The organism is Streptomyces sp. NPDC088707 (genome assembly GCF_044752725.1).
Lineage (GTDB): Bacteria > Actinomycetota > Actinomycetes > Streptomycetales > Streptomycetaceae > Streptomyces.
This window is the reverse complement of sequence record NZ_JBIVLV010000002.1, coordinates 25,671-45,020: the sequence shown is the minus strand read 5'-3', so window position 1 is coordinate 45,020 and position 19,350 is coordinate 25,671. Positions and strand designations below refer to the sequence as shown.

The following is a 19,350-nucleotide window of genomic DNA, read 5'->3' as shown; positions in this document are numbered from 1 at the left end:
GACTGCTCCTCCGGATCGGGGAACTACAGGTGTAGTAACTCCGGTGACGCGACCGTACTACAGATGTAGTGATGCGGGTAGTGGCCGGCTGTAGGTTGTCCTCATGACTTCGGCGACGCCCTCCGCTGCCCCTCCCGGCCCCGCCGGATCCCCCGGCGCTGCCGGCGGCTCCGCCCCCGCCGGCGCCGCCGGCTCCGCCGCCTCCCGCGCGGACCGGATCGGCGACGCCGCCCTGGACCTGCTCGTGGAGCGCGGCATGCGGGGCCTGACCCATCGGGCGGTGGACGAGCGGGCGGGGCTGCCGCAGGGGTCGACGTCGAACCACGCCCGCACCCGCCAGGCCCTCCTGGAGACCGCCGTACGACGTCAGGTTCAGCTGGAGTCCCAGGTCCTGGCCCCGGACGAGCTGCCGGCTGGGTCCCACGAGGGGGGCCCCATCGGCACCGACACCCTCGTGGACGCCCTCTCCCTCGCCCTGCACCGCTATCTCACCGATCACCGCGCCCTGCTCGTCTCCCGCTACGAACTGGCCCTGGAGGCGACCCGCCGCCCCGAGCTCCGCGCCTTCTTCGACGCCGCCGGTTCCGTCTTCCGCGGCCCCCTGGTCGCGATGACGGCGGCGGCCGGCTCTCCCGAGCCCGAGCGTCACGCGCTCTCCCTCATCGCCTGGTGCGAGGGGCTGATGTTCTCCTGCGCCGTCGGCTCCTTCCATGCGGCCGTGCCGAGCCGGGCGGAACTGCGCACCGGCTTCGACGAGTTGCTGCGCGGCATGCTCGGCAGCGGCGCCGGACCGGGGCGCGGGGAAAGCACTGGCGCGGCCGGTGATCGTGGGGGACGATGCCGCGCATGACCACCGACCGCACGGAAACCACCCTCCGCGTCGAGCCGTCCACCACCTCGGGGGAGCGCGAGGCACTGGAGCAGTGGCTCGATTTCCATCGCGCGACCCTGGCGAGGAAGTGCGAGGGGCTCGACGACGCCCAGCTGCGCACCCTGTCCGCCCCTCCCTCGGAGCTCAGCCTGCTGGGCCTCGTCCGCCACATGGCCGAGGTCGAGCAGGGCTGGTTCCGCAACGTCCTGGCCGGCGAGAAGGCGCCGAGGCTCTACTCGACCGAGGAGGACCGCGACCGGGACTTCCACGTCGCCGACGAGGACACCTACGAGGAGGCCCACGCGGCCTGGCAGGCGGAGATCGCCCACGCGCGCACCGTGGCCGCCGCGCGAGGACTCGACGACCTGGGCGAAGGCGAGCACCGCAGCGGGCAGCGGTTCAACCTGCGCTGGATCTACCTGCACATGATCGAGGAGTACGCCCGGCACAACGGCCACGCGGACCTCGTCCGGGAGCGGATCGACGGCGCTACCGGAGACTGACGGGGGTCAAGGGCGGTCCCGCCCGACTCACCCGTGCGGGGCATTCCCCTCCGGTAGGGGCGCGAAGATCACCACCCGGCCAGCAGAGTGGCGCGGGTGCATGGAACCCGAACAACAGCGAAGATCCTGGTCGGGGCGGCCGTGGCCGCCCTCGCGGGCTGCGTCTCGGTGGACACCCCGCCGACGGCCCCCGCCCCCGCTTCCGCCGCGGAGACCGTACGCCCCGGTCAGGACGTGGCCCCGCAGATCGTCGAGGGACCGGCCCTGGAGGCCCTCGAAGCGGCCCTCCCCGCTCCCCCGTCGTCCGCCGCGCCCCGCGCGACGCGTTCGCCCGAGGCGCGCCGCCGGGAAGAGGCCGCCCCCCGCCGGGAGGCGCCGCGCCCCGAGTCCGTACCGCGGCAGCGTGAGCGTCCGCGCCCGGAGACCCGGCCGCCGCTGCCCGAGCTGCCGGCGGAGCTCGCCGAGCTGCCGAAGAGTCCGCCCGTCTCCCGGGCGGACGTCTGCGACCTGGGCGAGCGGTACGGCGGCTGGGCGCCCGACAGCGACCCGTCACGCATCTGCCACGGCACGTACATCCGCTGAGGCCACGGAGCGAACGGCTGCTGAGGCCACGGCACGTACGCCCGCTGAGGCCACGGAGCGAACGGCTTCGCCGGGCCCGGCCCTCACCGTCCCCGAAGCCGCAGCTCCAGGCGCTCGATCGCGGCCCGCACACCGTTTCCGTAGCCGTCGTCGTCGAGGTGGTCCGAGGCGGCGCGGGCCCGGTCCAGATGGATCCGCGCGGCGTCGGGCCGCTGGAGCTTGACGTAGTCGGCGGCCAGATTGAGGTGGAGTGAGGGGTACAGCGCCCGGAGGGCGACCGCGGAGCCGTGCTCGGCGAGCCGCTCTTCCGCGAGGCCCTCCGCCGCGCTCAGGGCCCGCAGGTCCCAGGCCAGCTCGGTGTCGGGGTCGTCCTGGGCGTCCGCCATGTAGTGCGCGAGGGTGCAGCGGTGCAGGGGGTCCCCGTCCGGGCCGATCTGCTGCCAGAGCAGCCCGAAGCGGTTGCGTGCCTCCTCGCGGTCGCCGCCGTGGAGCAGCATCATCGCCTGCCCGATCCTGGTCATGACCCCGTCGTCCGACACCTGCTGCTGCTCGGTCACCGCGACCTCCACCCGCTCACCCACTGGGAGAGCCGACGCTAGCCGCACCGGGGCCGGATCGGGCCGAGGCTCAGCCGAGGTCCGGGATGCGCCAGTCGATCGGCTCGTGTCCCTGGGCCGCGACGGCCGCGTCGATCTGGGTGAAGGGCTTCGATCCGAAGAACTTCTTCGCCGAGAGCGGCGAGGGGTGGGCACCCTTGACCACCACGTGCCGCTCCTCGTCGATGAGGGGCAGCTTCTTCTGGGCGTAGTTGCCCCAGAGGACGAAGACGGCGGGGTCGGGGCGCGAGGCCACGGCGGTGATCACCGCGTCGGTGAACTTCTCCCAGCCCTTGCCCTTGTGGGAGTTCGCCTCGCCGGAGCGGACGGTCAGCACGGCGTTGAGCAGGAGGACGCCCTGCTGGGCCCACGGCATCAGATAGCCGTTGTCCGGGACGGGGTGGCCGAGCTCGGCCTGCATCTCCTTGTAGATGTTCCGCAGGGAGGGCGGGGTCTTCACCCCGGGCCGGACCGAGAAGCAGAGACCGTGCCCCTGCCCCTCGCCGTGGTAGGGGTCCTGACCGAGGATCAGGACCTTCACCTTGTCGTACGGGGTGGCGTCGAGGGCGGCGAACACCTCGTCCTTCGGCGGGAAGACCGGTCCCTTGGCACGCTCCTCCTCGACGAACTCGGTGAGCTGGGCGAAGTACGGCTTCTGCAGTTCCTCGCCGAGGACACCCCGCCAGGACTCGGGCAGCATGTTGGTGTCGGTCACGGTCAACAACCTCCGGTGGACGTTCCTGTTACTCGTCCCCGAACCTACCGGGGGCCACTGACAGTGGCCCCCGCAGGCTCCCGGCTCCCCGCCGGCCCCGGGTCCTACCAGCTGGCCCGGCGGCTCAGCTCCCAGAGCTGCATGACGGTCTGCGGGTCGAGCGCGCCCTCGCCGCCGCCGATGTCGTCACGGGCAGCGATGTACAGCTTGCCCTGCCACAGAGGCAGCAGCCGGACGTCCTGGACCATGATCTCCTGGGCCTCCACGAACTCGTCCGTGACGGTCCCGCGGTCGCTCTCGCGGCGGGACTTCGGGAGCAGTTCGCCGGTGATCCTGGGGCTCTCGTACGGCGTGCCGAGGACGTTCTCCTTGCCGACGAACGGCGCCACGAAGTTGTCCGGGTCCGGGAAGTCGGGGAACCAGCCCCGGCCGAAGACCGGGTACTCGCCCTTCTGGTAGCCCGCCTGGAAGTCCTTCCAGGGCTTGCCCTCGATGGCGACCTCGAAGAGGCCCGTCTCCTCGAGCTGGCGCTTGAGTTCCTTGAACTCGGCGGCCGTCGAGGAGCCGTAGCGGTCCGTGGTGTACCAGAACTTCAGCTCGACGGGCTCGGTGATGCCGGCCTGGCGGAGGATCTTCTTGGCCTTCTTGGCGTCCGGGTCGCCGAAGCGGTCGAAGAACTTGGTGGTGTGAGCCGCGATTCCCTTGGGCACCATGGAGTACAGGGGCTCGGCGGTGCCCTGGTAGACCTTGCTGACCAGTTCGTCGCGGTCGACGACCTGGGCGATGGCCTTGCGGACCGCGGGCTTGGCGATCGTGGGGTCCTGGGTGTTGAAGACCAGGTAGCGGATGTCGGCGCCGGTCGACTCGACGATCTGCAGGCCCTGGTTCTCGGGCTTGTCGTCCTGGAGTTCGATGACCTCCTCGGCGGTGAGGCCGCGGTAGGTGGCGTCGATCTCCTTCTTCTTGAGCGCGGCGACCATCGCCTCGGAGTCGTCGAAGTACCGGAGGGTCACGCCGCCGTTCTTGCGGTCGGCGAAGCCCTTGTACGTGGGGTTCTTGGTCAGCTCCGCCGACTCCCGCTCGGTGTACGAGTCGAGGACGTACGGCCCCGAGCCGGTGAGCTTGCCGTCCGCGCGGAGGCGGTCGGCCGGGTACTCGGCCGGGTCCACGAGGGACATCGCCGGCGTGGCGAGGACCATCGGGAAGGTGGCGTCCGACTTGTTGAGCCGGAAGACGACGGTCCGGTCGCCGACGGTCTCGATCTTGTCGAGCGAGCCGAGCATGCCGTTCGGGCCGCCCTTGTGGTTGATCGTGCGGATGCGCTCGATCGAGTACTGCACGGCCTTGGCGTCCAGCTTGTGCCCGTTGGAGAACGTGAGGCCCTCCAGGAGCTTGCACTCGAAGACCCGGCTCGACGTGTCCGAGAACTTGCACTCCGCGGCGTCGGAATCCGGGGTCGTGCTGCCCGTCGGGAAACTCACCAGGGTCTGGAACACATTCCGGAAGAGCTCCCAGGAATTGTCCCAGGCGGCAGCCGGGTCAAGCGTGGTGGGAGAGCTCGTCGTACCGACGACGATTCTCTGATCCCCGGCCGAATCACTGTCAGAGAAGACACTGCATCCGGTTACCAGGGATATGGACACAAGGGCTGCAGCGGCCTGCAGACTGGTCCGGTTGAACACGTGCACGCTCCTCGTTCAGCCACGGGTCGGCCGACGATACCGCAGCACCCCGTCAGGTCAATGTTCGAGCCTGACGGGGCACTTGAGGCATTCGACGTATAACCGGGGTCAATCCGGACACGAAATCCGGAAAGTGTCCGATTATCGGTCACCCGACTCCGGCGTTCAGGAAAATCCCGCCGTCGACCACGAGGGTCTGTCCGGTGATCCACTCCGACTGGGACGAGGTGAGGAAGGCGGCCGCGCCACCGATGTCCTCGGGCTCGCCGAGCCGGCCGAGCGGGTAGGCGGCGGCCGCCTCCGCCTCCCGGCCCTCGTACAGCGCCTGCGCGAACTTCGTCTTCACGACCGCCGGGGCGATCGCGTTGACCCGCACGACCGGGGCGAACTCATGGGCCAGCTGAATGGTCAGATTGATCATCGCGGCCTTGCTGATTCCGTATGCGCCGATGAACGGCGAGGCGGAGACGCCCGCGACCGAGGCGATGTTCACGATCGCCCCGCCGTGCTCCTTCTGCCAGGCGTGCCAGGTCCGCTGGGCGAAGCCGAGCGCGGAGACCACGTTCGTCTCGAAGACCTTGCGCGCCACCCCGAGGTCCAGGTCCGCGATGGGACCGAAGACCGGATTCGTACCGGCGTTGTTGATCAGGAAGTCCACCCGGCCGAAGCCGTCCATCGCCGCCTCCACGGCGGCGGCCTGGTGCGCCTCGTCGTGGGCCTTGCCGGGGACGCCGATCGCCCGGTCGGCGCCGAGGCGCTCCACGGCCTCCTTGAGGGCCTCCTCGCCGCGTCCGGTGATGACGACCCGGTCGCCGCGGGCGACGAGCGCCTCGGCGATGCCGTAGCCGATGCCCCGGCTGGCGCCGGTGACGAGAGCGACCTTGCCGGACGGTTCCGGCCGTGCCTGTGCGGTCATGTCTGCCGTGCTCCTCTCGATGCCGGTCGTCAGTTGAGCGGGCCGCCGGCCACGTACATGACCTGGCCGGAGACGAAGCCGGCGTCGTCGCCGGTGAAGAAGGCGATCGCGTTGGCGACGTCCTCGGGGCGGCCGACCCGCTGCACCGGGATCATGGACGCGGCGGCGGCCTGGAAGTCCTCGAAGCCCATGCCGACGCGCTCGGCGGTCTGCGCGGTCATCTCCGTGACGATGAAGCCCGGGGCCACGGCGTTGGCGGTGATGCCGAACTTGCCGAGCTCCTTGGCGAGGGTCTTGGTGAGGCCCTGCAGGCCGGCCTTCACGGCGGAGTAGTTGGCCTGGCCTCGGTTGCCCAGGGCCGAGGAGGAGGAGAGCGACACGATGCGGCCGAAGCCCGCGTCCACCATGTGCTTCTGGCAGGCCTTCGCCATCAGGAAGGCGCCCTTGAGGTGCACGTTCATGACGAGGTCCCAGTCGGACTCCGACATCTTGAAGAGCAGGTTGTCGCGGAGCACACCCGCGTTGTTGACGAGGATCGTCGGCGCGCCGAGCTCGGCGGCGACGCGCGCGACGGCGGCCTCCACCTGGGCGCTGTCGGAGACGTCGCAGCCGACCGCGAGGGCGGTGCCGCCCGCGGCGGTGATCTTCTCGACGGTGTCCTTGCAGGCCGCCTCGTCGAGATCGAGTACGGCGACGGCGCGGCCCTCGGCCGCGAGGCGGAGCGCCGTGGCGGCCCCGATACCCCGTGCGGCACCCGTGACGACGGCTACGCGCTGCTCGGTGGTGGACATGCTTGGTTCTCCTCGCCCTTGGATCGTCCCTGGTCGCGGTCGAACCGGTCACCCGCTCCTGCGTCCCGCACATGAGCGACCGCTTAGTATCGTCCGCAGAACGAGACGCTAGAAGCCCTGGCACCCGGTGTCAACGGCCCACCGGGTGCACCCGGTCACTCCCCGTCGCGGGGTGGGGGCGGTCAGCGCACGAGGAGGTCGAGCAGCCGCTCCACCTCTGCCTCCGGGTCGGCGGTGAGGCCGGTGTGCACCGGCCCCGGCTGGACGACCGTGGAGCGCGGCGCGATCAGCCAGCGGAAGCGCCGCCCCGCGTCGTCGCCCGCGGCCTGACCGGCGGCCTCACCGCCCAGGCAGACCCCCTCGACCGCGCGCAGGGCGGCCCGCACCCCGGTCACGTCGGCCGCCGGATCGAGGACCGACAGCTTCGCCTCGTCCAGGTGGGTGCGGGCGGCCACGTAGGAACGGGCGCGGCAGTAGACGACCACGCCCGCGTTGAAGCACTCGCCGCGTTCGACCCGCGGCACCACGCGCAGCAGCGCGTACTCGAAGACATCGCGGTCGGTCACGGGGTGCTGTCCTTCTCGGTGGAGTGCGTCCGGGGTGCGAGGCGCTCGGCGAGCCAGCCGGGCGGCTGCTGCGGCCGGCTCTCGGTCCGGGGGCCGAGCGTGATCCGCTCGTGGATGGTGGCGGCGCGCGGCAGCAGCGCCGCGACGTAGGCGGCGCGGACCTCGTCCGTGCTGTCGAAGCCGGGCTCGTCGACGAGCCACTCGTCGGGCACGTCGGCGGCGATCTCGTCGAGCAGCTCGCGCGTGACGAGCGGGGCCAGTCCGGCGGCCGCGGCGGCGACGTCCGGCGCATAGCGGGCGAGCACGTGGTCGGAGGCGTCGTACGGCTTGGCGGCCGACGCCTGGGCGCCGGGCCAGTTGTGGTGCCAGATCATGGTGGCGCCGTGGTCGATGAGCCACAGGTCGCCGTGCCAGACGAGCATGTTCGGGTTCCGCCAGGACCGGTCGACGTTGTTGATCACCGCGTCGAACCAGACGATCCTGCCGGCCTCGACCGGGTCCACCTCGTAGGCCAGCGGGTCGAATCCGAGTGAGCCGGGGAGGTAGTCCATGCCCAGGTTGAGCCCGCCGCTCGCCTTCAGCAGCTCCTGCACCTCCTGGTCGGGCTCGGACAGTCCGATGACGGGGTCGAGCTGGATGGTGACGAGCTCGGGCACCCGCAGACCGAGCCGGCGGGCGAGCTGCCCGCAGATGACCTCGGCGACCAGGGTCTTGCGTCCCTGGCCGGCGCCGGTGAACTTCATGACATACGTGCCGAGGTCGTCGGCCTCGACGATCCCGGGGAGCGAGCCACCCTCACGCAAGGGCGTGACATAGCGGGTTGCAGTGACCTCTGTTAGCATTTTCCCAGGCTATCCCAGGGCCGAACCAAGCAATCAAAGGTTCGGTCCTTTTTGCGTTCACGCCATGACGATCTCGCCAATTTACACCGGGAGAAGGCACCACTCCGGCAGGGAGAGGCGCCGACATGATGTCCCGTCAGGGTGGCCGCGGGCCGGCATCGGCCCTCGGTCGCAGCGGCCCGCTCTCCAGGCCCTAGCGGACGGGCTGCTGCTGGGTGACGCAGTGGATGCCGCCGCCACCGGTGCCGAGGCGGTCGATGTCCAGCTGCTCGACGACTCGGTCGGGGTAGAGGTTCTGCAGGGTCGCCTTCGCCGCCCGGTCCGCGCGGGTGTCGCCGAAGTGGGCGCTGATGACGGCACCGTTGCAGAGGTAGAAGTTGGCGTACGAGGCGAGGAACTTCGGGTCGGCGGAGCGGATCCTGTCGTAGTCGGGGCCCTGGAGGCGCATCGTGTCCATCGGGACGCCGTTGGAGGCCGTCGAGGCGGACAGCACGCTGAACTGCCGGCGCGCGTCCCGGGCGTAGGCGTCGTCGTCGGACGCGAGGGGCATCTGGACGAGGGCCTCGCCGGGGGCGAGGAAGCGGGACGTGGCGTCGACGTGGTCGTCGGTGATGTCCTGGCCCTTGACGCCGTCGAACCAGATGACCTTGGAAGCGCCGTACGCCGCACACAGGGCGGCCTCCAGCCGGCGCTCCGTCACCCCGGGGTTGCGGTTGCGGTTCACGAGGCTGCTGCGGGTGGCCATGAGGGTGCCCGCGCCGTCCTGCTCGACGGCTCCGCCCTCGCCGACCAGGTCGGCGTAGGTGATCGGCACGCCGACGTACGACGCGACGCGTCCGGCGACGAGGGCGTCCTTGGCGTGGGTCTGCTTGTCGCCCCAGCCGTTGAAGTTGAGGCCGATCGCGTCGAGGCCGCCGGCCCCGTCGGTACGGAAGACGGGCCCCGAGTCGCGCATCCAGCAGTCGTCGACGGGGATGCTGCTGATGACGGTGACCGTGGAGCCGCACAGCCGGCGGGCCGTGGCGGCGCTGCCCGAGTTGGCGCACATCACGACGGGCTCGTACTTCGCGACGGTGCGGGCGATCAGGGCGATGTCCGCCTGGACGCCGCTCAGCCTGTCGCCCCAGATCGACGTGCTGTCGGGCCAGGCCATCCACGTACGGGTGTGGCGGACGTCCTCGACCGGGACCCGGAAGGTGCCCGCGGCCTTGTCGGCCCCGGCCTGGAAGCGGGTCGTGGCGAGGGCGGCTCCGGCGGCGGTCAGACCGGCCGCGGCGAGGAGTCCCCGGCGGCTCGGGCCGCTGCGTGCGTGTCGGCTGGATTCGGGACGGCTCACGTGTGCCTCCTGCTTGAACTCCCCGCGGAGGGTCCGCGGATGGCCGGAAAAGTAAAACTGACCGAGCGCTCGGTCAATACTAAGCGCAGCATGGCCCGGAACCGCTGGAACTCGTCCGCCACCGGGTGTGCGAAGCAACGAAACCCGCAGATGGCGGGCGTGCAGCCTGGTTAGAGTGAGGCCATGGCAGCATCCGCGAAGGACTCTCCGAACCCGACCGCTCCCCCGACCCGCCCGGCCTCACGGTCGCGGGCCTCGGTGAAGGGCGAGCAGACCCGGACCCGGTTGATCGCGGCCGCCCGCACCCTGCTCTCGGGCGAGATGAGCGAGCGTTTCACCACCCGCAACGTGGCAGCGCTCTGCGGGGTGTCGCACGGGATGTGCCACTACCACTTCCAGGACAGGACCGACCTCGTCCTCGCGGTCGTCGCGGACATCCGGCCCGAGTGGATCTCGCCCCTGGAGGAGGCGGTCGCCGCTCCCGGCACCTTCGCCGAGCGCGCCGAGCGGGTGCTCGACCTGCTCGGCAGGCCGGAGAAGGCGGACCTCGCCCACCTCCACTCCGCGCTGCACTGGCACGCGTTGAACGACGACCGGGTCAGGGAGTCCCTGGAGACGGAGTACCGGCGCTGGCGCGCCTGCTTCGTCGCCCTGTTCCAGGTTCTCGCCGACGAGCGGGGCGGCGGTCTCGACCCCCGGCCGCTGGGCGAGGCCGTCGCCGCGGCCGTCGACGGTCTGGCCGCCGTGGAGTCCCTGGACGCCGATGTCGACGCCGGTGCGGTCCTCAGGACCCTGGTCCACACGCTCGCCGCCGGCGCCTGAGACGGCCGGCCGGCCCGGCTCCCGCCGGAGACCTGGCACACCGGCGGACCCGAGGGGATCACCCCGCCCCGCCGAGAGCGAACATCCTTGGATCCCGGGCCTGTTGTGTGAAAGCTGGGAGGACACATCACGGATCCGGAGGCCCTCCATGACCGCCGAGCACACGAACACGCTGTACGAGGCCGTGGGCGGCGCCGACGCGCTGCGCCGACTCTCCGAGACGTTCTACGAAGGGGTCCTGGCCGACCCGCTCCTCGCGCCGGTCTTCGCCGACTTCACCGCCGCCCATGTGGAGCACGTCGCCGTCTGGCTGGCGGAGGTGTTCTCGGGCCCCGCCGGGTTCACGGCGGAGCTCGGCGGTCACCAGGCCCTGCTCCGTGCGCATCTCGGGCTCGGCATCACGGAGGAACAGCGGCTGCGCTGGATGGAGTTGATGACGGCGGCCGTGGAGAAGGAACTGCCGGACGACACCCTGCTGCGCCGCCGGGTGGTGGAGTACTTCGACTGGGGTACGCGCATCGCCAAGGACGTCTCCGCCTCCGCGCCCGGCACGGACCTCGGCGAACCCGGCCCCACACCGCGCTGGGGCTGGGACGGCCTCGTCTGATCCACGAGGCACCGCCTAGGGTGCGGGGGTGCCTACGCGAACCCTCCTGACCAGCACGTCTCTCGCCGACGCGACTCTGCTCACCCACACGGAGCAGGGCCGTGACCGACCCCTCCTCGTGTGGGCGCCGGGGCCTGGCTTCCGCATGGTGTCGAGCGCGGTTCTCGGCGGCGGCATCGGCGAGCGGGAGTGGGTGATCAACGCCCAGGTACCGCCCGGCTACGACCGGCTCGATCCCGTCGCCCACCTCCGCGACCTGGCGGCCGGGGCGGGGCTCACCGGTCCGGGGGTGGGTCTGATGACGGCCGCCTCGGTCGCGGACCGGTGCCACGCCGAGGACGGCGGTGTACGGGCGGTGGTCACCGCGGGGATAGGCGTACGGGGCTGGGCGGCGGCACCGGGCGTCGGCGGCGTCACGGTGCCCCGCCCCGGCACGATCAACATCATCGTGTCCCTGCCGGTCCCCCTCACGGACGCGGCCCTCGTGAACGCGGTGGCCACCGCCACCGAGGCGAAGGTGCAGGCCCTGGTGGAACTCGGCGCGGACGCTTCGGGCACACCGACGGACGCGGTCTGCGTGGCGGCCCCGACGCCCACCGGTCCCGGCACGGGCACCGGCACCAGCCCCCACGCCGACGCCGACGCCGAGCCCTTCGCCGGCCCGCGCTCCCTGTGGGGCGCCCGCCTGGCCCGCGCGGTTCACGGGGCGACGCACGCGGCGTGCGCGGGCCAGATCACCGCCTAGGGTCCGACCCACCCGTGGCGTACGGCGCGTCGCATCCCGCTGATACGCGGCCGGGCCCGGTGCGAGCGCCTATATCCGGTCCTCGCTCAGCATCGAGCCGGTCCTCGCTCAAGGTCGAGCCCGTGGCGCGACACCTCATCGGCGAGCTCACGAGTGCGTCGGCGGGGGCCGGTCGCTCCGGCTCCGCCGGTCGCGGCCCCTCACCCGTGCGACAGCAGCGCCGCCGTGAGTTCGGCCGCCCGCCGGTGCCACAGATGGGCGCCGCGCAGCATCGCATGGCCGCCCGTCGGCATCGGGATGCCCGCCGCGTCCGCGCCCGCGGCGCGGGCCCTGCGGACGAAGTCCCAGGACGCGCGGGCCGAGGTGACGCGGTCGCTCTCGTCGTGGAGCAGGTAGAGGCGCCGGCCGCCCAGGTGGTCGACGGGCTCGCCGGTGGGGCACCAGGGGGCCAGGGCGACGACACCGCGGACGGTGGGGTCTCCCGCGGCGGCGAGTGCCGCGCGGCCCCCCATCGAGTGGCCGACGAGGACGACGGGGACGGGCCCGGCCTGTTCCCGGAGGCGTACGAGCGCGCTCTCGGCGTCCCTGGCCGCGTCGGCACTCTCACCGTTCCAGCCGCGGTGGCGGTAGCGCACCTCGGCGATCAGGACGTTCCGGCCCCGGACGGCCCGGCTCACCGCGGCGGCGAAGGGCCGCATGCGCAGCGCGGGCAGGTTGAGGGCGGGGGGCGGCTCGGGGCCGTCGGCGCGGCCCCCGTGGAGCAGCAGCACGGCCGCGGTCGGCACGGCGGGCGCGCTGCGGACGACGAACCCGCCGGGGTCGGCACGTCGGGTGGGGCAGAGCGTCATCGGGCGTTCGCCCCGCTCCCGGGCCGGTGCGGTGGCCGGCGGGGCCGTCCGCTCGTGCGGACCGCCGACTGTCCGGGCTGCTGCGCCATGGTGGGCCTCCAGGAGTCGCTTGCCGCTTCCCCGGTGGAGCGGTCCGCTCACGACACGGGGGGAGACGACCGTGAGGCCCGCAGTCTGCCAGGTCGCACGGTCCGTCAGATACGGAACCCCGGCGGACGGGGAGACGGTCCGGGACTCACGGGGCGCCGGGTGTCCCGGTGGGCGCCGCCGGGGCGGGGCAGGCGACGGTGCCCGGTCGCACGGAGAGCTTGGGCTTCGGTGTCGTGAGGAGGCCCGGGATCTGGAAGTCCTGGGCGGTGCCGACGATCCGGTCGAACGTGGCGTACCGCGCCTGGATGCCGAAGCGGGCTCAGGCAGAGGCCGTTGAGCATCCCGTCCGCGAACCCCATGCGGAGGACTCGTACGGATCCGGTCGAGCCGTCGAGCCGTCGAGCCGTCGGGCCGTACGGCGGTCTGGTCGACGACCGCGGCGCCGTACTGCGTCCCGTGGGTCCGAGGTTCCCCGGCGAGCGCCGAGGGCAGTCCGGCCCGGGCGGGCAGCGGCCCGGTGGCGACCCCGCGCCGCTCGGCGGCCCGCAGCACGGCTCGTACGTGATGGGCACTCACCGACCGTGTCAGCATGCCCGTCGCCGCCCGTCAGATGGACAGTTCGACCACAAGATGTCCAGGATCGGACACTCTAGTCAGAACTGTGAGGAGGCGAACGGCCGATCCTGTGAACGGGACACAGGTCACAGACGTACCTTCTGGCAGGAGCACCAGCGCTCCGAAGACACGAGGGAAGAGGGGCAGCACATGAGCGGAGTGGCACGCCGGACGGTCGTCGCGGCAGCGGGCGGCGCGGGCCTGGCAGCGGCACTCACCGCATGCGGGGGTGGCGGCACCGACGACAGGGGGGAGGCGGCGGAGGGCGAGACGCTCGCACGGACCGCGGACATCCCGGTGGGCGGCGGGAAGATCCTCGCCGACAAGGGCGTGGTCATCACCCAGCCGAAGGCCGGCGAGTTCAAGGCCTTCTCCTCGAAGTGCACCCACGCGGGCTGCGCCGTGAGCAGCGTCAAGGACGGTGTCATCGTCTGCCCGTGCCACCAGAGCCGGTTCGACATGTCGGACGGCAGCGTGAAGTCCGGCCCGGCCGGCTCCCCGCTGCCTCCCACTCCGATCCAGGTGGTCGGTGACGCGATCAGCCTCGGCTGACGGCACCCCCGGGGTTCCCGTCGCTTCCGTGGCTTCCGGTGGCTCCGGCGCTTCCTGTGGTTCCTCCGCCCGACGCGCCGGACGCGCCGGCGGACCGCCGGGGGAACTTCCAGCAGGCGAGTATCTCGTCGGTCGTGGTGATCGTGGCGACGAGCGCGAGGGTGTGACGGATCATCGCGGGGGTGTAGTCGGCCGGCACCCCCGCGATGGCGTCCGCGGGCACGACCACGGTGTAGCCGAGGTTGACGGCGTCGAAGACGGCGTTGGGCACGGCCACGTTGGCGGAGACCCCGGTGACGATCAGGGTCCGGCAGCCGAGGTTGCGGAGCAGCGGGTCGACGTCGGTCCCGGCGAGCGGCGAGAGCCCGTGCAGCCGCCGTACGACGAGGTCCTCCTCGGCGACCTCGATCGGTTCGGCGATCCGTACCGCCGTGCTCCCGCTGTGCTGCTGCACGGGAAGCCGGGCGGCGGCCCGGAAGAGCCGGGCGTTGCTGTTGGCCCCCCGCCCGTCGGGGCGCCGTTCGGCGACGGCGTGGATGACCTGGACGTCCGCCTCGTGCGCGGCGGCCACGAGCCGGGCGACGTTCCGCAGGGCGCCCGACGCACGGGCGGCGGCGGCCAGTTCGGGCAGCGCGCTCTCCGTCCCGACGACCCCCTGCTGGCACTCGACGGTGAGCAGCACGACCCCGCCGTCCGGCCGGATCCGCTCCCCGAGCCGCTCTCTCGCCCTCTGCTCCATGGTCTCTCCCCTTGCACGCGCGCGAATGGCCCCCCATGCTTTCTGACGTCTCATCAGAAATCCAGAAGGGTGCGGACGATGACCGTCACACAGCGCCGTGGACGCCGGATCATGATGACCCCGGCGGAGCTCGACTCCTTCCTCGCCGAACAGCGCACCTGCCGGGTCGCGACCGTCTCCACCGACGGCCGCCCGCACGTGAGCGCGCTCTGGTTCGCCTGGGACGGCTCCTCGCTCTGGCTGTACTCGCTGACGCGCAGCCGCCGTTGGGCGGAGCTGTGCGCCGACCCGAGGATCGCCGTCGTGGTGGACGACGGCGAGGACTACGGCGAACTGCGCGGCGTGGAGCTGTCCGGCACCGTCACCTTCGTCGGCGAGGCCCCTCGTACGGGCGAGCCGTGCACCGAACTCGACGTGCCCGAGCAGCTCTTCGCCGCCAAGAACTTCGGCCTGGACGCGATGCCGCACGACGGCAGGCACGCCTGGATGCGGCTGGCACCGGACGCGATCGCGTCCTGGGACTTCCGCAAACTGGCGGGCCGCTGACCCCCGGGTCAGCTCCCCAACGGCTCGGCCGCCGCCCGCAGCGCGCCGACGACCGCCCGTACGGAGGGCCGGCGGCCCGCGTCGGCGCGCCAGGTCGCGTAGATATGACGCCGCACCTGCTGCCGTACGGGCACGAAGACGACCCCCTCCGGTACGGGCCGACCGAGCCTGGGCGTGACACAGACGCCGAGCCCCGCCGCGACGAGCGCCAGCTGGGTGTGGTGCTCCCCCGCCAGGTGACCGATCCGCGGCTCGATGCCCTGCGAGCGCAGTGTGAACATCAGCCAGTCGTGGCAGAACTCGCCCTCGGGCCAGGAGACCCACTCCTCGTCGGCGAAGTCCACCAGGTCCACCGCCTCACGTCCGGCCAGCCGGTGCCCGGCGGGCAGGGCCACGTCGGCGGAGTCGTCGAGCAGATGGGCACGCTCGAGACCGCCGGGCACGGGAGCCCGCTTGTTGCTCCAGTCCAGGACGAGCGCGAGGTCGGCGTCCCCGCGCAGCACCGCGCGCACGCCGTTCTCCGGTTCCAGTTCCGTCGTACGGACCCGGAGGTCGGGATGCCCCGCGCGCAGTGCGGCGAGCGCCGCCGGGAACAGGCCCCGGGCGGCCGTCGGGAAGGCGGCGACCCGCACCTCGCCCACGACCTGGCCGCGCTGGGCCTCGATGTCGGCCTGGGCCATCTGGACCTGGGAGAGGATCCGGGCCGCGTGCTCGGCGAGCAGCTGCCCGGCGTCGGTGAGCCGCACCCCCCGGCCGTTCTTGGCGAGCAGCGCCTGCCCCACCTCGCGCTCCAGCTTGGCCAGCTGCTGGGAGACGGCGGAGGTGGTGACGTGGAGTCCGTCGGCCGCGCCGCTGACCGAGCCGTGCCGGGCGACGGCGTCGAGGGTGCGCAGGCGCTCCAGATTCAACATGTAAGCGATACTAAGGGAAGGGGTCGAGGAATTCTCGCTTGTTCTAAGAGGTCGGGGCGGTCACGCTGAGTGGCATGAGCCCCGCAGCCCCACCCACGACATCCCCGGCGTCCCCCGCCCCACGCCTGCTCGACTGGCGCGTCCGCTTCGGCGTACTGGCCCTGATCTGGGGTTTCAGCTTCGTCTTCATCAAGGTCGGCACGGAGGGCTTCGCGCCGTTCCAGGTCACCTTCGGACGGCTCCTCTTCGGTACGGCGGTGCTCGCCGTCGCCCTGGTCGTGAAGCGCGACCGGCTGCCGCGCGGCGCCCGCGTCTGGGGCCATCTGACGGTCGCGGCCTTCCTCCTCAACGCACTGCCGTTCTCCCTCTTCGCGTACGCCGAGCTGACCATCCCCTCGACGCTCGCCGGCATCTGCAACGCGACGACCCCGCTGTGGGGCATGCTGCTCTCCCTCGTGGCTCTCTCCGAGGACCGCCCGACCCGGGTCCGCGCGGCAGGCCTGGGCATCGGCTTCATGGGCGTGCTCACGGTCCTCGGCGCGTGGCAGGGCTTCTCGGGCGTCGACGTGACGGGCACGGCGCTGGCCCTGCTCGCCTCGTTCAGCTACGCGGTCGGCTGGATCTACGTCCGCAGGACTCTGACCGGCACGGGCTCCTCGAACCTTTCGCTCGCGGGCTCCCAGGTCGGCCTGGCGACCCTGCAACTGGCGGTCGTCACGCCGCTGTTCACCTCAGTCCCGAAGTCGGTGGAGGTACTCCCCCTGCTCGCCGTGATCGCGCTCGGCGCGCTCGGCACGGGGTACGCGATGCTGCTCCAGTACGGGGTGGTCGCGGAGGTCGGCCCGACGACGGCCGCGATGGTCACGTACTTCATCCCGGTCATCGCGACGGCGGCGGGGGTGGTCCTGCTGAACGAACAACTCACGTGGAACACCCCGGTGGGCGCCGTGATAGTCCTGGCCGGCGCAGCCCTCACCCAAACCCGGCCGTCCCGCCGCACGACCACGCCTGTCGCGGGCAACGTGAACACAACGGGTGCCGCCACGGTCACCCCCGTTGTGGGCAATCGTTCGGCGGAACGGGTGGGCACAACGGACGCCGCCCCCGTTGTGGGCAATCGTTCCGCCGGGGCGGAACGGGTGGGCACAACGGACGGCGCCCCTTGCCGGGCCTAGGCTCCCGCGCCCTGACCCGCACTCCTTGCGCAATGCGCTTGGGGTGCGGGTCCAGCCACAAGGGGCGGAGGCGCCGCCAAGGGCGCCGTCCCGTGTGCCCACCCGTCCCGCCCCAGCGGGACGATTGCCCACACTGCGCGGGCCGCGGCCCGGAGCCGCAAGGCCCCGCCACACCCCCGCCTCATCCATAGCTCCGCGCCGCCACCGGCCCCACCGCCCCCGCCACCGCCTCCGCCAGCGCCTCCACCTCGCCCGCCTCAAGCCCGGACACCGTGAGCCGCACCGCCGGCCCCGCAGCCATCCGGAACCGCGCCCCCGGCGCCACCGCCCACCCCGAAGCCACCAGGCCCGCCACCGCCCCGGTCTCGTCGGGCACCGGCACCCATACGTTCATGCCGCTGCGCCCGTGGGCCTCGACGCCCCGCCGGGCCAGGGCCCGTACGAGTCCGTCGCGCCGTTGCCCGTACGAGCGCGCGACGGCCGCCGCGTCGACCGCGTCCGTGGCCCAGAGGTGCGCGACGGTCCGCTGGAGGAGCCGGCTGACCCAGCCGGGCCCGAGCCGCTGCCGGCCGAGCACCCGGTCGACGGTCTCGGCGTCGCCGGTGAAGGCGGCGATCCGCAGGTCGGGCCCGTAGGCCTTGGCGACCGAGCGGATCAGCACCCAGTGGTCGGTGCCCCCGGCCAGCGGGTGCAGCGGCTGCGCGACGATCCCGTGCCCGTGGTCGTCCTCGATGAGCAGCACTCCGGGATGCCCGGCGAGCACGCGCCGCAACTCCCCCGCGCGGGCCTCGGTGACACACGCACCGGTCGGGTTCTGCGCCCGGTCCGTCACGATCACGGCCCGCGCCCCGTGATGCCCGATCGCGCGCTCGACCGCCTCGGGAAGCGGCCCCTCGTCGTCGACGGCGACCGGCACGGGCCGCAGCCCGAGCGCGGGCACCAGGTCGAGCAGGCTGCCCCAGCCCGGGTCCTCGACGGCGACGGCGTCGCCGGGCCGGAGGTGCACGGCGAGCACCCGCTCGACGGCGTCGAGGGACCCGGACGTGACGCCGACGGGCCCGTCCGGCACTCCGTCCGCGTCGAAGGCGGCGCGCGCGAGGCGCCCGAACTCCTCGTCGACGGGGGCCTCCGCGTACATGCCGGGCCGTTCGGCGTACCTCCGGGCGACCTCGGCGAAGGCCTCGCCGAGCGGGGGGAGCAGGGCGGGGTCGGGGTTGCCCTTGCTGACGTCCCTGACCCCGGCGGGGGCCTCCACCCGGATCGAGCCGCGTGCGGTCGTGGCGGGTCGCGGGCGCACCCGGCTGCCGCGCCGCCCGTCGGTCTCGATGACCCCGCGTTCGCGCAGGGTGCGGTAGGCGGCGGCGACGGTGTTCGGGTTCACGCCGAGCACGCCGGCCAACTCCCGCATTGGCGGCAGAAGTTGTCCTGGCTCAAGAGCCCCGAGCCCCACCCCCCGCTCCACACTCGCGGCGATGTCCGATGCGCGACGACCTTCGATCCGATACTCTCCTAGCACAAAGACAAGTATGCACTAGTGCAATGGAGAACGCAATGAGCACCGCCGCCGACACGGCCGCCGACAAGACCTCCGCCGGGGCCGCCGAGACCGCTGCCGCCGACACGTACACGCCGACCGACCGGACCGTCCCCACCCGCTCCCGCCAGCGCGCGTCGTACGACAAGACCCTCGTCCACTCGATACTCGACGAGGCGTACGTCTGCCACCTCGGGTTCGTACGGGACGGCGCGCCGGTCGTCCTCCCGACCCTCTTCGGCCGCGTCGGCGACCGCCTCTACGTACACGGCTCGACCGGCTCGCGGCCGCTGCGCGCGGCCGGCGACGGAGTGGCGGCCCCCGGCCTGCCCGTCTGCCTGACCGTGACCCACGTCGACGGCCTCGTGCTCGCCCGCTCCGCCTTCCACCACTCGCTCAACTACCGCTCGGTCGTGGTCCTCGGCACCGCCCACCAGGTCACCGACCCCGACGAGCTGCGCACCGCCCTCGACGCCCTGGTCGACCAGGTCGTCCCCGGCCGCTCCGCCGACTCCCGCCCCGCGAACGCCAGGGAGCTCGCCGCCACGGCCGTGATCCGCCTGGACCTGAACGAGGTCTCGGCGAAGGTCCGCACCGGCGGCCCCAACGACGACGCCGAGGACCTCGCCCTCCCCCACTGGTCCGGTGTGGTCCCGGTGCGCGGCGGCTACGGCGCGCCGGTCCCGGCCGACGACCTCGACCCGGCCGTCGCCCTGCCCGACTACCTGACCGCCCTCTAGAAGGCCCCGGACGGCGAAGCCGCGAA

22 protein-coding genes are annotated in these 19,350 nt (G+C 72.5%); 10 read left to right on the top strand and 12 right to left on the bottom strand.

From position 1 onward, the window contains the following. Nucleotides 1-103 precede the first annotated feature (103 nt). From ACIP84_RS07625 to ACIP84_RS07615, 3 genes are all read left to right on the top strand, one after another. Nucleotides 104-850, top strand: a complete 747-nt coding sequence (locus ACIP84_RS07625; RefSeq protein ID WP_401795819.1) for a TetR/AcrR family transcriptional regulator — start codon at nt 104-106, stop codon at nt 848-850. Next, on the top strand, nt 838-1,374 hold the full coding sequence (locus ACIP84_RS07620; protein WP_355958255.1) for a DinB family protein: 537 nt from the start codon (nt 838-840) through the stop codon (nt 1,372-1,374). Before ACIP84_RS07625 ends, ACIP84_RS07620 begins: the two co-directional genes overlap by 13 nt. 96 nt (nt 1,375-1,470) lie before the next feature. Further along, complete coding sequence (locus ACIP84_RS07615) at nt 1,471-1,956, top strand: hypothetical protein (protein ID WP_401795816.1); 486 nt, start codon at nt 1,471-1,473, stop codon at nt 1,954-1,956. Between the two features lie 83 nt (nt 1,957-2,039). On the opposite strand, the gene ACIP84_RS07610 is transcribed toward ACIP84_RS07615, so the two are convergent. The 8 genes from ACIP84_RS07610 to ACIP84_RS07575 form a co-directional block, all read right to left on the bottom strand. Next, complete coding sequence (locus ACIP84_RS07610) at nt 2,040-2,513, bottom strand: hypothetical protein (protein ID WP_355958253.1); 474 nt, start codon at nt 2,511-2,513, stop codon at nt 2,040-2,042. Between the two features lie 70 nt (nt 2,514-2,583). Further along, nucleotides 2,584-3,267 carry a uracil-DNA glycosylase gene (ung, locus tag ACIP84_RS07605; RefSeq protein WP_355958251.1) on the bottom strand — a complete coding sequence of 228 codons (684 nt, stop codon included), beginning with the start codon at nt 3,265-3,267 and terminating at the stop codon, nt 2,584-2,586. 104 nt (nt 3,268-3,371) lie between these two features. Beyond that, the gene (locus tag ACIP84_RS07600) at nt 3,372-4,949 is read right to left on the bottom strand and encodes an ABC transporter substrate-binding protein (RefSeq protein ID WP_355958250.1); all 1,578 of its coding nucleotides are present in this window, start codon (nt 4,947-4,949) and stop codon (nt 3,372-3,374) included. 148 nt (nt 4,950-5,097) lie between these two features. Further along, entirely contained in the window at nt 5,098-5,865 is a 768-nt protein-coding gene (locus ACIP84_RS07595) for an SDR family oxidoreductase (RefSeq protein ID WP_355958248.1), read from the bottom strand. Between the two features lie 29 nt (nt 5,866-5,894). Continuing rightward, nucleotides 5,895-6,656, bottom strand: coding sequence for a 3-oxoacyl-ACP reductase FabG (gene fabG, locus ACIP84_RS07590; protein ID WP_319311502.1), 762 nt, complete (start codon nt 6,654-6,656; stop codon nt 5,895-5,897). Between the two features lie 182 nt (nt 6,657-6,838). Next, nucleotides 6,839-7,222 (bottom strand): DUF3037 domain-containing protein, encoded by a 384-nt coding sequence (locus ACIP84_RS07585; protein ID WP_318206646.1) that lies wholly within the window; start codon nt 7,220-7,222, stop codon nt 6,839-6,841. After that, nucleotides 7,219-8,064 carry a HipA family kinase gene (locus tag ACIP84_RS07580; protein ID WP_401795811.1) on the bottom strand — a complete coding sequence of 282 codons (846 nt, stop codon included), beginning with the start codon at nt 8,062-8,064 and terminating at the stop codon, nt 7,219-7,221. The genes ACIP84_RS07585 and ACIP84_RS07580 overlap by 4 nt, the downstream gene beginning before the upstream one ends. Nucleotides 8,065-8,257: 193 nt before the next feature. Next, the gene (locus tag ACIP84_RS07575; protein WP_401795809.1) at nt 8,258-9,400 is read right to left on the bottom strand and encodes an agmatine/peptidylarginine deiminase; all 1,143 of its coding nucleotides are present in this window, start codon (nt 9,398-9,400) and stop codon (nt 8,258-8,260) included. A 183-nt stretch (nt 9,401-9,583) separates the two neighbouring features. Here ACIP84_RS07575 and ACIP84_RS07570 point away from each other — a divergent pair, with 183 nt between their 5' ends. The 3 genes from ACIP84_RS07570 to ACIP84_RS07560 all read left to right on the top strand — a co-directional run bounded on the left by ACIP84_RS07570 (nt 9,584) and on the right by ACIP84_RS07560 (nt 11,574). Continuing rightward, on the top strand, nt 9,584-10,222 hold the full coding sequence (locus ACIP84_RS07570) for a TetR/AcrR family transcriptional regulator (RefSeq protein ID WP_355958242.1): 639 nt from the start codon (nt 9,584-9,586) through the stop codon (nt 10,220-10,222). A 148-nt stretch (nt 10,223-10,370) separates the two neighbouring features. Continuing rightward, a complete protein-coding gene (locus ACIP84_RS07565) occupies nt 10,371-10,829 on the top strand; it encodes a group II truncated hemoglobin (RefSeq protein ID WP_401795806.1) in 459 nt (152 codons plus the stop codon). A 28-nt stretch (nt 10,830-10,857) separates the two neighbouring features. Continuing rightward, nucleotides 10,858-11,574 carry an adenosylcobinamide amidohydrolase gene (locus ACIP84_RS07560; protein ID WP_401795803.1) on the top strand — a complete coding sequence of 239 codons (717 nt, stop codon included), beginning with the start codon at nt 10,858-10,860 and terminating at the stop codon, nt 11,572-11,574. A 200-nt stretch (nt 11,575-11,774) separates the two neighbouring features. On the opposite strand, the gene ACIP84_RS07555 is transcribed toward ACIP84_RS07560, so the two are convergent. Continuing rightward, the gene (locus tag ACIP84_RS07555; protein ID WP_401795800.1) at nt 11,775-12,563 is read right to left on the bottom strand and encodes an alpha/beta fold hydrolase; all 789 of its coding nucleotides are present in this window, start codon (nt 12,561-12,563) and stop codon (nt 11,775-11,777) included. A 714-nt stretch (nt 12,564-13,277) separates the two neighbouring features. On the opposite strand from ACIP84_RS07555, the gene ACIP84_RS07550 reads away from it, so the two are divergent. After that, nucleotides 13,278-13,679 carry a Rieske (2Fe-2S) protein gene (locus ACIP84_RS07550; protein WP_355958237.1) on the top strand — a complete coding sequence of 134 codons (402 nt, stop codon included), beginning with the start codon at nt 13,278-13,280 and terminating at the stop codon, nt 13,677-13,679. On the opposite strand, the gene ACIP84_RS07545 is transcribed toward ACIP84_RS07550, so the two are convergent. After that, the gene (locus tag ACIP84_RS07545) at nt 13,666-14,418 is read right to left on the bottom strand and encodes a cysteine hydrolase (RefSeq protein WP_401795797.1); all 753 of its coding nucleotides are present in this window, start codon (nt 14,416-14,418) and stop codon (nt 13,666-13,668) included. The two genes, ACIP84_RS07550 and ACIP84_RS07545, sit on opposite strands and share 14 nt — an antisense overlap. Before the next feature lie 78 nt (nt 14,419-14,496). On the opposite strand from ACIP84_RS07545, the gene ACIP84_RS07540 reads away from it, so the two are divergent. Then, complete coding sequence (locus tag ACIP84_RS07540) at nt 14,497-14,964, top strand: pyridoxamine 5'-phosphate oxidase family protein (protein ID WP_401795794.1); 468 nt, start codon at nt 14,497-14,499, stop codon at nt 14,962-14,964. Nucleotides 14,965-14,972: 8 nt separating this feature from the next. Here the strand turns inward: ACIP84_RS07540 and ACIP84_RS07535 are convergent, their stop codons facing one another. Continuing rightward, nucleotides 14,973-15,875: a LysR family transcriptional regulator gene (locus ACIP84_RS07535; protein ID WP_401795791.1), complete on the bottom strand. Its 903-nt coding sequence runs from the start codon at nt 15,873-15,875 to the stop codon at nt 14,973-14,975. Between the two features lie 74 nt (nt 15,876-15,949). Between ACIP84_RS07535 and ACIP84_RS07530 the strand changes: the two genes are divergently transcribed. After that, entirely contained in the window at nt 15,950-17,050 is a 1,101-nt protein-coding gene (locus ACIP84_RS07530) for a DMT family transporter (RefSeq protein WP_401795788.1), read from the top strand. Nucleotides 17,051-17,231: 181 nt separating this feature from the next. Here ACIP84_RS07530 and ACIP84_RS07525 read toward each other — a convergent pair whose 3' ends face one another. Continuing rightward, nucleotides 17,232-18,566, bottom strand: a complete 1,335-nt coding sequence (locus ACIP84_RS07525; RefSeq protein ID WP_401795785.1) for an aminotransferase class I/II-fold pyridoxal phosphate-dependent enzyme — start codon at nt 18,564-18,566, stop codon at nt 17,232-17,234. Nucleotides 18,567-18,601: 35 nt separating this feature from the next. Here ACIP84_RS07525 and ACIP84_RS07520 point away from each other — a divergent pair, with 35 nt between their 5' ends. Then, entirely contained in the window at nt 18,602-19,324 is a 723-nt protein-coding gene (locus ACIP84_RS07520) for a pyridoxamine 5'-phosphate oxidase family protein (RefSeq protein ID WP_401795782.1), read from the top strand. Nucleotides 19,325-19,350 lie beyond the last annotated feature (26 nt).